The organism is Nocardioides daedukensis (genome assembly GCF_013408415.1).
GTDB classification, from domain to species: Bacteria; Actinomycetota; Actinomycetes; order Propionibacteriales; family Nocardioidaceae; genus Nocardioides; species Nocardioides daedukensis.
Genome location: NZ_JACCAA010000001.1, coordinates 1,942,135 through 1,954,896 on the forward strand (window position 1 = coordinate 1,942,135; position 12,762 = coordinate 1,954,896).

Annotated in this window: 15 protein-coding genes and 1 pseudogene; 9 read left to right on the forward strand and 7 right to left on the reverse strand. The window is 68.9% G+C overall.

Features of this window, described 5'->3' with window-relative positions:
* Positions 1 to 165 precede the first annotated feature (165 nt).
* From nth to BJ980_RS09680, 4 genes are read left to right on the forward strand one after another with little or no spacing between them, the layout of a single operon-like run.
* The gene (nth, locus tag BJ980_RS09665; RefSeq protein ID WP_343047766.1) at positions 166 to 885 is read left to right on the forward strand and encodes an endonuclease III; all 720 of its coding nucleotides are present in this window, start codon (positions 166 to 168) and stop codon (positions 883 to 885) included.
* On the forward strand, positions 882 to 1,487 hold the full coding sequence (locus tag BJ980_RS09670) for a TlpA family protein disulfide reductase (protein WP_179502095.1): 606 nt from the start codon (positions 882 to 884) through the stop codon (positions 1,485 to 1,487). The genes nth and BJ980_RS09670 overlap by 4 nt, the downstream gene beginning before the upstream one ends.
* Complete coding sequence (locus BJ980_RS09675; protein WP_179502096.1) at positions 1,484 to 2,188, forward strand: NUDIX hydrolase; 705 nt, start codon at positions 1,484 to 1,486, stop codon at positions 2,186 to 2,188. Before BJ980_RS09670 ends, BJ980_RS09675 begins: the two co-directional genes overlap by 4 nt.
* Complete coding sequence (locus BJ980_RS09680; protein ID WP_179502097.1) at positions 2,185 to 3,360, forward strand: MarP family serine protease; 1,176 nt, start codon at positions 2,185 to 2,187, stop codon at positions 3,358 to 3,360. The genes BJ980_RS09675 and BJ980_RS09680 overlap by 4 nt, the downstream gene beginning before the upstream one ends.
* A gap of 119 nt (positions 3,361 to 3,479) precedes the next feature.
* Here the strand turns inward: BJ980_RS09680 and BJ980_RS09685 are convergent, their stop codons facing one another.
* The 6 genes from BJ980_RS09685 to sp36 all read right to left on the reverse strand — a co-directional run bounded on the left by BJ980_RS09685 (position 3,480) and on the right by sp36 (position 7,643).
* Positions 3,480 to 3,881: a phage holin family protein gene (locus BJ980_RS09685; RefSeq protein ID WP_179502098.1), complete on the reverse strand. Its 402-nt coding sequence runs from the start codon at positions 3,879 to 3,881 to the stop codon at positions 3,480 to 3,482.
* 80 nt (positions 3,882 to 3,961) lie between these two features.
* Positions 3,962 to 5,200 (reverse strand): Na+/H+ antiporter NhaA, encoded by a 1,239-nt coding sequence (gene nhaA, locus BJ980_RS09690; protein WP_179502099.1) that lies wholly within the window; start codon positions 5,198 to 5,200, stop codon positions 3,962 to 3,964.
* A gap of 137 nt (positions 5,201 to 5,337) precedes the next feature.
* Complete coding sequence (locus BJ980_RS09695) at positions 5,338 to 6,162, reverse strand: MBL fold metallo-hydrolase (protein WP_179502100.1); 825 nt, start codon at positions 6,160 to 6,162, stop codon at positions 5,338 to 5,340.
* Positions 6,159 to 7,034: an NUDIX hydrolase gene (locus tag BJ980_RS09700; RefSeq protein ID WP_179502101.1), complete on the reverse strand. Its 876-nt coding sequence runs from the start codon at positions 7,032 to 7,034 to the stop codon at positions 6,159 to 6,161. The genes BJ980_RS09695 and BJ980_RS09700 overlap by 4 nt, the downstream gene beginning before the upstream one ends.
* Before the next feature lies 1 nt (position 7,035).
* Positions 7,036 to 7,494: a RidA family protein gene (locus BJ980_RS09705; RefSeq protein WP_179502102.1), complete on the reverse strand. Its 459-nt coding sequence runs from the start codon at positions 7,492 to 7,494 to the stop codon at positions 7,036 to 7,038.
* Positions 7,491 to 7,643, reverse strand: a complete 153-nt coding sequence (gene sp36, locus BJ980_RS09710; protein ID WP_179502103.1) for a Sp36 family protein — start codon at positions 7,641 to 7,643, stop codon at positions 7,491 to 7,493. The genes BJ980_RS09705 and sp36 overlap by 4 nt, the downstream gene beginning before the upstream one ends.
* Positions 7,644 to 7,726: 83 nt before the next feature.
* Here sp36 and BJ980_RS09715 point away from each other — a divergent pair, with 83 nt between their 5' ends.
* From BJ980_RS09715 to BJ980_RS09730, 5 genes and pseudogenes are all read left to right on the forward strand, one after another.
* Positions 7,727 to 8,455 carry a DNA alkylation repair protein gene (locus tag BJ980_RS09715; RefSeq protein WP_179502104.1) on the forward strand — a complete coding sequence of 243 codons (729 nt, stop codon included), beginning with the start codon at positions 7,727 to 7,729 and terminating at the stop codon, positions 8,453 to 8,455.
* Positions 8,456 to 8,532: 77 nt separating this feature from the next.
* Positions 8,533 to 9,147: a DNA polymerase III subunit beta family protein gene (locus BJ980_RS18700; protein ID WP_218855461.1), complete on the forward strand. Its 615-nt coding sequence runs from the start codon at positions 8,533 to 8,535 to the stop codon at positions 9,145 to 9,147.
* A complete protein-coding gene (locus tag BJ980_RS18705) occupies positions 9,144 to 9,590 on the forward strand; it encodes a hypothetical protein (protein ID WP_218855462.1) in 447 nt (148 codons plus the stop codon). The genes BJ980_RS18700 and BJ980_RS18705 overlap by 4 nt, the downstream gene beginning before the upstream one ends.
* A gap of 241 nt (positions 9,591 to 9,831) precedes the next feature.
* Entirely contained in the window at positions 9,832 to 10,173 is a 342-nt protein-coding gene (locus BJ980_RS09725; protein ID WP_246279951.1) for a hypothetical protein, read from the forward strand.
* Positions 10,170 to 10,411 (forward strand): annotated as a pseudogene (locus tag BJ980_RS09730) (helix-turn-helix domain-containing protein); the annotation flags it as partial. The gene BJ980_RS09725 and the pseudogene BJ980_RS09730, both read left to right, overlap by 4 nt.
* A gap of 92 nt (positions 10,412 to 10,503) precedes the next feature.
* Here the strand turns inward: BJ980_RS09730 and BJ980_RS09735 are convergent.
* Positions 10,504 to 12,762 (reverse strand): alpha-glucosidase, encoded by a 2,259-nt coding sequence (locus BJ980_RS09735; protein WP_179502105.1) that lies wholly within the window; start codon positions 12,760 to 12,762, stop codon positions 10,504 to 10,506.

Here is a 12,762-nt window from a genome sequence, read left to right on the forward strand (position 1 = left end):
TCCTCCCAAGTGGTTGAGGTTTGGCCATCAAGCGGGTCCGGGGTTGCCGGGGCGGGCACGATCCTAGCCGTGGTCCACATCACATCATGGACCATCGACGAGCCAAACCGCGAAGCGGGGACCAGATTCGCATCGGTGTCGGTCCGTCCACGTAGGCTGTCGATCGTGTCGACCACTCCTGCGAAGCCCGCGCAATCACACACCGCGCTGGTCCGCAGGGCCCGGAAGGTCAACCGTGTCCTCGGAGAAACCTATCCCGACGCCCGCTGTGAACTCGATTTCGCCAACCCCTTCGAGCTTCTGGTCGTCACCGTGCTCAGCGCGCAGACCACCGATCGCCGGGTCAACGCCACCCGCCCGGCGATCTTCGCCCGCTGGCCGGACGCCTCGACGATGGCCGCGGCCGACCGCGCCGAGATGGAGCAGGTGATCGGTCCACTCGGCTTCTTCCGCGCCAAGACCGAATCCCTGCTCAAGCTCAGCGCCGCACTCGTCACCGACCACGGCGGCGAGGTCCCCGGACGCCTCGAGGATCTGGTCAAGCTTCCCGGGGTCGGACGCAAGACCGCCAACGTCGTGCTCGGCAACGCCTTCGACGTCCCGGGGATAACCGTCGACACCCACTTCGGCAGGTTGGTCCGGCGCCTCGGCTGGACGCAGGAGACAGATCCGGTCAAGGTCGAGCACGCCATCGGTGCGCTCTTCCCCAAGCAGGACTGGACGATGCTCTCCCACCACCTCATCTGGCACGGTCGTCGTCGTTGCCACGCCAAGAAGCCGGCCTGCGGCGCCTGCCCGGTCGCGACCTGGTGCCCGTCCTTCGGCGAGGGCCCGGTCGACCCCGAGGCGGCCGCCGCCCTGGTCAAGACCCAGGGGCCTGCATGAAGAACCTCCTCGCCGGGGCAGCGGTGGCGCTGCTCCTGGCCACTGGCTGTACGGCGCCCTCGGGCGAGGGCCCCGGCAAGGCCAAGGTGGACGTCGACACCGCTGAGCTGCGTGCCATGAAGGCCGACAGCGAGATCGCCGAATGCGAGCCCGGCACCGACGAGCACGTGGACGGGGGGCTGCCCGAGGTCACGCTCCCTTGCCTGGGCGGCGGCGAGTCGGTCGACCTGTCCACCCTGCGCGGACCGATGGTGGTCAACCTCTGGGCCGCGTGGTGCGGTCCCTGTCGACGAGAGATGCCGATGCTCGAGGAGTTCCATGCGAAGTGGAACGGCAAGGTCGCGGTGCTTGGCATCGACTACAACGACACCCAGACCAGCAACGCGATGCAGCTCGCGATCGACTCCGGCGTGACCTATCCACTGCTCGCCGATCCTCAGACCGAGCTGGCCCTCAAGGATCCGCTGCCCAACATCCGAGGACTTCCGTTCACCGTCCTCGTCGATGCCAACGGCAAGGTCGTCCACCAGGAATATGCCGAGATCAAGAGCCTGGGCCAGCTCGAGGACATGGTGGAGAAGCACTTGGGAGTGACCGAATGATCCCCGACTGGCTCGAACCGATCCGGCAGGGCGCGGAGTCGATCACCGTCCACGACCTGACCCGATTCATGCCTCCCGAGGGCAGCGACCCGCGCCGCGGCGCCGTACTGATGCTCTTCGGCGAGGACGAGCACGGACCCGAGCTGCTGCTCACCGAGCGCTCACACACGATGCGCTCCCACCCCGGCCAGGTGTCGTTCCCGGGCGGGGGCATCGACCCGGGCGAGACGGCGTACGACGCTGCCCTGCGCGAGGCGTGGGAGGAGACCGGCCTGAACCCCGACGGTGTCGAGCTGTTCGCCGAGCTGCCCGAGCTGTGGCTGCCGCCGAGCAACTATGCCGTCACGCCGATCCTCGGCTGGTGGGCCGAGCCCTCGCCGGTGACCACGCACTCGATCGAGGAGGTGCACGCCATCCACCGGGTGCCGATCAGCGACCTCGTCGAACCGACGCACCGGATCAACGTCCGCCACCCCGGCAGCGGCTGGCTTGGTCCGGGCTTCCTGATCGGCGAGAACCGCGACGTCATCCTGTGGGGATTCACCGCCGGCATCATCTCCCGGCTCTTCGACCACGTCGGGTGGACCAAGGAATGGGACACCGACCGGGTGCACGACATCCCTGACTACATGCTTGTGGGCCAGCCCCAGCCGACGACTCCCCCGCCCAACACACGCTTCCAAGAAGGACCAGGCCGTTGAACGGACTCGACCTGATCGTCATCCTCCTGGTCCTCGCCTATGCCATCTCGGGCTACTGGCAGGGCTTCGTCACCGGCGCGTTCGCCACGGCAGGTCTTCTGCTCGGCGGCCTGTTCGGCATCTGGCTCGCGCCGTTGGTGCTCGAGGGGATCGAGCCATCGGTCTGGGTCTCGCTGGGTGCGCTGTTCATCGTGATCCTCTCCGCGACCCTGGGCCAGGCGCTGCTGCAATACGGCGGCGCCAAGGTGCGCGACCAGATCACCTGGCAGCCGGCGCGAGCCCTGGACGCGATCGGTGGGTCGCTGCTCAGCGCCGTGGCGGTGCTGGTCGTGGCCTGGGCGCTGGGTGTCGCGGTGGCCGGCTCCAAGATCGGCCCGATCACGCCGATGGTGCGCGAGTCGGTGGTCCTGGCCAAGGTGGACCGGGTGCTGCCCGACCGGGCCAGCGAGGCGCTCAACGCGTTCAACAACGTGGTCGGCAACAGCTTCTTCCCGCGCTACCTGGAGCCCTTCGCACCCGAGCGCATCGTCGAGGTCGAGCCGCCCCCCCCGGGGATCGGTCGTGACCCCGACGTCGATCAGGCCGCCAGGAGCGTGCTGAAGATCCACGGCGCCAACAACTGTGGCCGCGGCGTGGAGGGGACCGGCTTCGTCTATGGCCCCGAGCGGATCATGACCAACGCGCACGTGGTGGCCGGCGTGAACGACCCCGAGGTGCTCGTCGGTGACTCGAAGCTCGGCGCGGACGTCGTCTACTACAACAAGGACCTCGACGTCGCCGTGCTGAAGGTGCCGGGCCTCGAGCGTCCGCGACTCGCCTTCGACGAGGGCGGGAAGCCAGGCCAGGGCGTCGCCTTCCTCGGCTATCCGCAGGACGGCCCCTACAACGTCCAGCCCGGTCGCATCCGGGCCGAGCAGCGCCTCCGCTCCCCCAACATCTATGGCACCGGCACGGTGATCCGTGAGGTCTTCTCGCTGCGCGGGCTGATCCGCCCCGGCAACTCGGGCGGACCGGTGGTCAGCTCGGCCGGCGACGTGGTGGGCGTGATCTTCGCAGCCTCCGTCACCGACTCCGACACCGGATATGCGCTCACTGCCGAGGCGGTCAAGCAAGCCGCCGCCGAGGGCCTGGCCCGCAGCGAAGGGGTCAGCACCGGCGACTGCGCCGGCTGAGGCGGACGTTCGCCGCGCCAGCGGTGCGCCAAGGACTCCCCGCGGGTACGACGTACCGCGCCGTCGGCGTCTGCCGTCGACCAGTGAAATCTAGGGCCAAGAACCGAGCGTCGGGGGACTCAGGAGCGCTTGAGCGCTGCCTTGGTCTCCTGCGCGTGGTGGATCGCCTTCTCGGGGCCCTTGACCTGCTTGACCTTCTTGAGCCCGATGAAAGCCAGCAGGCCGGCCAGGAGCAGGTAGAAGACGAAGACGATCAGGTAGGCCCAGTGCAGGTCGAGGCCGTCACCGTTCCAGTGGATCAGGTGAGCCAGGAAGATCGAGAAGATGATGATCGCCAGCACCAGCAGGAACCCGGCGGCGGCGAACAGCCCGATCCCGGTGCCACCAGCCTTGACGCTGACCTTGAGTTCAGACTTCGCGAGCTTGATCTCGTTGGAGATGATGCTCGAGATGTCGCGCTGGGCGTCTGCGACGAGTCGGCCGATGGTCGGCTCTTCGCTCTTCACCTCGTCGAGGGACATGCGGGTCTCTCCCTGGGTTTCGGCTTGCTGATCAGTCCGATCGCGACTCTACACGGCCGGGCGGGCGGGGTGGCTCCGCCTCAGAGCTGTTCGTCCTCGGGGGACGGGTCGGCATAGGGCCCCGAGACGGATCCGACCCGCTGGTGCACCCGGTTGCGCCAGACCAGGATCGCGGCACCGATCAGCGCTGCGACCAGTGAGCCGAAGAGGACCGCCGTCTTGGCCGCCTCTCGCTCGGTGCCGGTGAAGGAGAGGTCGGAGACCAGCAGCGAGACGGTGAACCCGATGCCGGCCAGGACCGCGATCCCGAAGACGTCGATCCACTTCACGTCGGGATCGATCTCGGCGCGGGTCAGCTTGGTGAGCAGCCACGAACCGCAGAAGATGCCGAGCGGCTTTCCGATCACCAGTCCGGCCACGACCCCGATCACCACCGGGTCCTTGACCAGGTCGGCACCGCCGGCGATGACCACCCCTGCGGACATCAACGCGAAGAACGGCACGGCCAGTCCCGACGACCACGGCCCGAGGACATGCTCGAGCTGTTCGGCGGGGCTGTCCTCCTCGCCGTCGTCGGTGCGCACGCGGGTGAGCAGGCCGAGTACGACGCCCGCGATCGTCGCGTGGATGCCGCTCTCGTGGGTGAACCACCAGGCCCCGATCGCCAGCGGCACGTAGGGCAGCCACATCGAGACCCGGAAGTGCTGCAGGGCCCACCACGCGGCGCAGCAGGCGATCGCGATCAGCAGCGAGACGAGGTCGAAGCCGGCGGCGTAGAAGACCGCGATGATGACGATCACGATCAGGTCGTCGACCACAGCAAGGGTGAGCAGGAAGATCCGCAGCTGGCTGGGCAGCGACGAACCGACCACGGCCAGGACGGCGACGGCGAAAGCGATGTCGGTCGCTGCCGGGATCGCCCAGCCGCCCAGGTGGCCGTCGCCGAAGACGTTGATCAACGCATAGATCAGCGCAGGTGTGGCCACCCCACAGGCGGCGGCGACGATCGGCAGCATGGCGTCGGAGACCTTCGACAGCGACCCGACGACGAACTCTCGCTTGAGCTCCAGACCGGTGACGAAGAAGAAGAGGGTGAGCGCGCCGTCGGCTGCCCAGTGCTCGATGTTGAGCGGCCCGAGCTCGAACTCGCGCAGGTGCTCATAGGTGTCACCGAACGACGAGTTCGCCCACACCACGGCGGCGACAGCCGCCGCGAGGGCGAGGATGCCGCCGACGGTGTCGCGGCGCAGCATGTCGCCGATCCGCGCCGCCTCGCGGGCGGTCGGGTCGGGCAGGAAACGGAAGGGCAGACGGGACATGAGCCTCATTCGGGTAGCAGTCAGCGGATCCGCCGCGCCAGCACCAAGGCCTCTCGCGACGAGCCGACCAGTCTTCCCGGCACACCGGGGGCCACTCTACTCGTGCGGTGGACGCGTGCGGATGAGCACGTGCCGGGTCAGCCGGATCGACGCGCCAAGAACGCCAGCTGCGCTCGTACGCTCATCTCGGCGGCGCCCCACAGCACCGGATCCACGTCGGCATAGACGATCTCGACGACCTTGCGGGGGAACTCGTCCTCCGCGATCCCCTCGGGGTGCGGCGCGGCACGCAGCGTCGCGACCGCGGCCTCGACCTGCGCCAACCGCTGGTGCCGGTGCGAGATGTAGTGGTCCAACGCCCCGAGCGCATCGTTGATCACCGGGCCGTGGCCGGGCCAGATGGCGGCCAGCTCGTGCTCTGCGGCCAACCGGTGCAGGCGGTCCAACGAGTCCAGGTAGGCGCCGAGCTCTCCGTCGGGATGCGCCACGACCGTCGTACCCCGGCCCAGCACGGTGTCGCCTGTCAGCACGGCACCGTCGGCGGGGACGTGGAACGAGAGTGAGTCACTGGTGTGCCCTGGGGTGCCGATCACGTGCACCTCGAGACCATCGACAGCGATCACATCACCGTCGGCGAGACCTTCGGAGCCCAGCTGGTGCGCAGGATCCAGGGCGCGTACGCCGCAGCCCATCCGCTCCGCGAACTCCCGGGCGGCCTCGGAGTGGTCGTGGTGGTGATGGGTGAGCAGGACGGCCGCCACCGGGCCGGAGGCGGCCTCGATGGCGTCGAGGTGGCTGGCGATCGACGGCCCCGGGTCGATCACGATCGAGCGCGCGGCGCCGGGCTCGCGGAGCACCCAGGTGTTGGTGCCGTCGAGCGTCATCATGTTGGCGTTGGGCGCGAGCACGCACTGCGCGCGCTCGCCGAACGTGCCACCGGACCAGCCCTGGGTCGAGGTCATGACGCGTGCACGGCCTTGCCGACCCGGATGCCGAGCTCGACGATCCGGTCGTTGCTCTCGAGCCGGCCGGTCTCGGGGTTGAACGTCGGCTCGATCATCTCGAACGGGACGGCGCTGACCAGTTCGAGCGCCTCGGCCGGCGTACGGGCGTCGAAGAGCTCGCACAAGGTGGCGTACGTCGGAGGAAGCAGCAGCATCTCCTTCGCGTCACCGGCCTTGATCGCGTCGCGCACCGCCATCCACTCGACCTTGTCGGTCTCGGACGAGACGTCGCGGGTCACCTGTCCCTCGGGCAGGGCCGCCACGAAGAACCAGGTCAGGTAGCGCTTGGGCTCGAAGATCGGGGTCAACCAGCCGCCGAGGACGGCGAGTAGGTCGGTGCGGAGCACGAGCCCACGCCTGGTGAGGAAGTCGGAGAAGACCAGCTCACGGGCCTCGAGGGCTGCTCGATCAGCCTCCCAGGCGTCTCCGGTGGTGTCCGCGACGACCGAGTCCGTCGTACCGGCGAGCAGCACGCCGGACTCCTCGAAGGTCTCGCGCACCGCGGCGCAGATCAGCTCCTTGGCCTCGTCGGCGTTGCAGCCCATCCGCTCGGCCCATTCCTCGGGGCTCGGGCCGGCCCACAGCGCCGGGTCGAGCTCGGAGTCGCGATCGTCCACACCGCCCCCGGGGAAGACGCTCATCCCGGCTGCGAACTCCATCCCGACGTGGCGACGAAGCATGTAGGACTGGAGACCGCCCGGCTGGGCGTCGCCCTCGCGCAACAGCACGACGGTGGAGGCCGAGCGTGGCTTCGCGGGCTCCTTGGAGCCGTCGAGGAACTTCTTGGCCTGCTCGATCAGGTGCGGGGGCAGGGTGAGTGTCGGGTCCACCTCAGACCTCGACGGTGATCTCGACCTCGACCGGGGCGTTCAGCGGGAGCACCGGTACGCCGACTGCGGAGCGGGCGTGCACGCCGGCCTCGCCGAAGGCCTTGCCGAGCAGCTCCGAGACGCCGTTGGCGACCTGGGGCTGCCCAGTGAAGTCGGGGGTGGAGGCGATGAAGGCGACCACCTTGACCACGCGCTTGACCTGGTCGAGGTCACCGACCAGCGCCTTCACGGCAGCGATGGCGTTGAGGCCACACTGCTGGGCGCAGGCGACGGCCTCCTCCTCGGAGACCTCACCGCCGACCTTGCCGGTGGTGATGAGCTCACCGGACCGCATCGGCAGCTGGCCCGAGGTCATCACCAGGTTGCCGGTGCGGACGGCCGGGACATAGACGGCGACCGGCTTGGCGACCTCCGGGACGCTCAGGCCGAGCTCGGCCAGGCGGTCCTCGACTGCGCTCATTCGATCGGCCGCTTGAAGAAGGCGACCATTCCGCCCTGGGCGTTCGTGGTGAGCTGCACGAGCTCCCACCCGTCCTGCCCGAAGTTGTTGAGCATGAGGCCCTCGTTGTGGAGCGGAATCGGCGCGACTTGGTATTCCCACTTGGTCATGCTCGGCACCATACCGCCCCGATGCAGCGGCCATCAGGGCGCTCCGGGGCGCGGAGTCGGTGGTCGTCGCTAGCGTGCTCGACATGACCGCACCCGCCGAGCTCGCCGCCCTGGTCCGGCGCCGTATCGCCGCGGTGGCCGACCCGGCCAAGGCCCCGGGGATGCAGGCCTACATGAAGTCGGCAATGCCCTACCGCGGAGTGACCTCGGTGCCGTTGCGACGGGTCCTGCGCGAGACCTTCGACGAGCACCGGCTCGACGACGAGGGGTCGTGGCACGACACGGTCCGGTTGCTGTGGGACGGGGCGGCGTTCCGTGAGGAGCGCTATGCCGCCACCACCCTGGCCGGTCATCGCCTCTATCGCGAGCACCAGCAACCGCACACCCTGGACCTCCACCGCGATCTCATCGTCGACGGTGCGTGGTGGGACCACGTCGACGACATCGCGACCCATCTGGTGCGCGGCATCCTGCTCGGTCATCGCGAAGCGGTCACGCCGGTGCTGGCGGCATGGGCGTGCGAGGACGACATGTGGCTCAGGCGTGCCTCGATCATCTGCCAGGTGAGCCTGCGCGGCGACCTGGACCGCCGACTGCTCGTCCATGCGATCGACGCCAACCTCGACGGATCCACCCGGAGCGCGCCCGCGGAGTCGACGTACGGGCGGGAGTTCTTCATCCGCAAGGCGATCGGCTGGGCACTGCGCGACCACTTCCGCACCGATCCGGACTGGGTGCGTGAGTTCGTGGCCGAGCGCGGCCCGCGGCTCTCGGGGCTCTCACGGCGCGAAGCCCTCAAGCACGACCGCTAGCTGTTGCGGGGCCACACGCTATTGACGCCTGGCACCGAGGTTGACCTTCGAGTTGGTTGAGGCCCGACTATGTTCAGGTGACTGACCCAGGGTTGATGTCGATCGGCGCGTTCGCCAAGCTCGCCGGACTGACTGCGAGCGCGTTGCGGTTCTATGACGATGCCGGTCTACTTCGTCCCGAGCGCGTCGACCCCCTGAGCGGGTACCGGTTCTACAGCGAGGCGCAACTGGTGCGTGCCTTGCAGTTGCGTCAGTTGCGCGAGATCGGAATGCCGCTACCCACGATCGGCCGGTTCTTCACGGCCAGCGCCGCGGACGCCCTACGGCTCATCGACGACCAGGTAGCCAGGGCCACTGCAGAGGCCGAGGGGATTCAGCAGACCGCAGCGGCACTCAAGGCCTTCCTCGGCGAGGGCGCCTACCTCACCCTGTGTGTTCTGCCGGGCCCGGTCCTCGCGGCGGCTGTCGATCAGGTCCTGGCCACCACGACTCACGACCCCGAGATTCCGGTCTTGGGCGGCGTGCGCCTGGAAGCAGACCCCGACGCTCTCTCGCTGACCGCGACCGATCGCTACCGCCTCGCCACGCGGACGCTGGTACCAGCCAGCCTTCTGCCGCTTCCTGGGCGGGGACGCTGGCCGGAGACGACCTCCAGGCCGCCACGTCGCGGCTCCGGCGGAGCCTCACCGTGACGCTGGAAGCGGGCGAGCGGACCCTGGACCTCCGCACGGCCGACGGTGCCGTGGCCCACTGCCGCGTGCTGACAGAGGTCTTCCCTGACTACGGGCTCCTGATTGGGTCCCTCCCCGCGGTGACGCATCGCGTCACGGTCGAGACGCAGCAGATCCTCAAGGCGCTAGAACAAGCGCCGGCGAAGGTCGGTCTGCGGGTCGCTGACAGTCAGCCGAGTCTCCTGCTGCCCAAGGGTGCCGTCGTGGATCTGAACGGCACCGCCACGGGTCCCGATCTGACCCTCTGGTTCGAGCTGATCACGTTGTACCCCGCGTTGAGCCACGCGCTCGGCAACGACTTGATGCTCGACCTCCGCGGCACCGACCAGCCAGCCACTGTCCGGTCAGCCGACGAAGGCGACCTCACCATGCTCGTCATGCCCTGCCGCACCGGTCCGTCCTGACCGGACGACCCCACCTGAACGACTGCTCGACGACCTTATCCGCCCACCAAGATGACAGGGACTGGACCAATCCCATGACCGAAGCTTCAGCCGCGCCCGATCCGACGATGGAGGCCATCGGGAACGCCGTGGTCCTCGGACGCGAGGGCGATCCCGAGTCAGCCAGGCGCGACCTGCTGGCCATCTGGCACCAGATCGGGTTGCGAGCGACCCGTTCCACCGCTGCACGCTTGCTCACTACTTGGCCGATCCCTACGAGGATCCCGCAGAGGCGCTCATCTGGGACGTCCGCGCCCTCGATGCCGCCGAGGCCATCACTGATGAACGTGCCCAGCAGCACCACGCCAGCCTCCACGTCGCCGGGTTCTATCCGAGCCTCTACCTCAACATCGCCGACAACCTCCGCCGCCTGAGCTCCTTCGACGCGGCCGCTGAGCACATCCGCCACGCCGAGCAGCACGCCGCCGCGCTATCCGACGACGCGTATGGCAACACCATCCGCACGGCGATCGACGAAGTTCACGAGGCCATCGACAACCGCGACACCGCACGCCGTGCGTCCGCGCCCGGCGCGGCCCGGTGACGCACAAGAATGCGCCGCTCACCGTTGAAGGGCGCCGTCGACTCATTGAGCGATGCAGGACCAGGCCCATAGCCCATGTCGCAGCCGAGATGGGCATATCCCGCGCCTGCGCGAGCAAGTGGGTCAACAGATGGCGTCGTCACGGCGACCTCGGCCTGCTCGACCCAGCGTCAACACCGCCATAGCCCCACCGCGACTCCAGCAGACGTAGTCGCGCTGATCGAGGTCTGGCGGCGGGAGCAACTACCACCGCCCCCACAGCACCGCCGGAGGTCGACCGCCAGCGGCCCGCCTCCGGGGCAGCGTCACGAACGTCCTGCCCTCCTACAGCTAGTCCTCGAGCGCCTGCGCGATCCGGGTCCGGAGGTCTCCGGTGAGTGGATGGTCTGCCTCGATGAACGCCGCCGGCATGCCGAGTGGGGCGTCGACGGTGTGGGTCCGGTCGCCGGCATAGGTCTTCCCGGTGATGAGGTGCACCCACCGGCCCGGCGGGAGAGTCACCTCGACGGTGTCCGCGTCGTGCTCCAGCACCGGCGCGACGAGGATCGAGTCACCGAGGAAGAACTGGGTGTCCACCTCAGCAGCGCGGGTGCCGGGGTGGACCAGCCAGCCGTGCCGGATCACCGGTACGCCGGTGGTGAGCGCCTGCTCGATGAAGGGCCGGCGGTATGACGCCAGCTCGGCGAAGACGCGCGTCATCCGGGCGAACGCCTCCTCGCTCGCCGCGGAGTCATAGACCTGCGCGTTCTCGGCGGGCCGATTGCCCTCGTGGGTGCGCATCACGACACCGAACGCGGCATATTCGGTCCAGCGCTCGAGCAGGTCCTCGGGTCTGGTGTAGTTCCGGATCACGGCGTTGATCGAGGTGTAGCCGCCGATGTCGGAGTGGACCAGGGGCCAACCCGAGACGCCGGCGGAGAACGTGCCCAGCAGCGCCGAGGCGAGACCGTCCTCGGCGCCGAAGTCGACGAGCTGGTCACCGTTCCAGAACAACGATGCGTGCTCGTCCATGCCGCTCGATCCGGCGCGGAACCAGGTCACGCAGTCGGGCTTGTCCGCCAGCTCACAGGCCGCGCGCACCGTCTTGGCCCAGAGCAACGGCCACTGGTTGTGGGCGGTCGCCGCGTCACCTTCGGCGACCCGTGCGTCGAAGGGCAGGCCCTCACCGAAGTCGGCCATGAACCCGTCAACGCCGTCGGCCAGGACTTCGTCAGCGATCACGCGGGCGAACCAGTCGCGGGCCGCCGGATCGGTCAGGTCGACCAGGGCCGCGTCGAACCCGCCCTGGTCGAGCAGGTAGGGAGAGCCGTCCTCCTTCTCCACCAGGTGGCCGGCCGCCTTGGCCTCGGCGAACAGGTTGCGGATGTCGGGATCGTCCTTGGGCGCAGCGTCGACCAGGAACGTGTTGACGTAGGTCGTCGTACGGATTCCTTGCTCGGCCAGGTCCGCGACCAGCTCGGCCCAGTCTGGGTAGCGCTCCCGGTCCAGCTGCCAGGTCCACCAGAGCCGGTCTCCGAACGACGTGGTGCGCTGGCCGGTCCAGTCCTGCAGCCACACCGCCGAGATGCGGGTGCCTGCCTCGCGCAGCTCGGCCACCTCACGACGTACCTTCTCGGTCCCGCCCTGGAGTCCGATCACCGCGCCCTGCTGGGTCCACTCGGCCAGTGGAGGCGAGGCGACCTGGTCGGTGCGGGCGACCACCTCGGTGGGGCTGGCTCCGGCGGAGAGCTCGGCTCGCAGCCTGGGCGCCCAGACCTCCAACCCCACCCGCTCGGGGTCGCGGGTGTCGGCCACCGCGAAGGCGTGCGACTCCTCGACCTCGGGATCGAGGCGCACCTTGCGCAGGTCGTCGGTCACGAACGTCGACCACGCGGCATACGTCATCTGCTCGGTCCCGCCGGCGGCCTTGTTGGTGAGGTCGGCGAGGAAGGTCAGCGGCTGGGTTCCACGCCCGACCCCCTGCTCGCGGTCCACGATCGGCAGCAACCGACCGTCGAGGTCGAAGTCGGTGAACTGCTCGCCGAAACCGTGCACGCCGGCGTCCTTCGTGCGTCCGCTGACCAGGCCGACCGCGTCCAGCTCACCGTCGGTGACCAGGTCGGCCACCACCGCGTCGCCCTTGCGCGACAGGGTCAGGGAGTATGCCGCCCGCTCACCGTCCCCGCCGAGCTCACCGTTGAGCACCACCTCGTCGCCCCACTCCGAGACCTCGTCGATGCTCTGCTTGCCGAGCCGGTCGGCCAGCTCGACGTCGGCCCAGAAATAGCCGCGGTGCTCCTGCCAAGTCACCTCTCCGCGGGCGCCGGTGACGAAGGACGTGCCGGCGAGCGAGGCGAACACCGTGGCGTCGTCCCGCTCGATGACGAGCTGGTCGTCGGTGACCCGGATGGTGACCGGCCCCATCTCCCACGTGCCTCGGGCGCCCTCGGCGACCTCGAGACGACCGGGATCCACGACGTCCAAGTGGTCCTCGGGGAGCGTGGACATGAAGACCAGCATTCCGGCCGCGGCGACGGCCAGGACCAGCACGAGCGCGATGACGGTGCGGCGCAACCAGACCAGGCCCCGGCGCTTCCTCGGCTCGCTCAC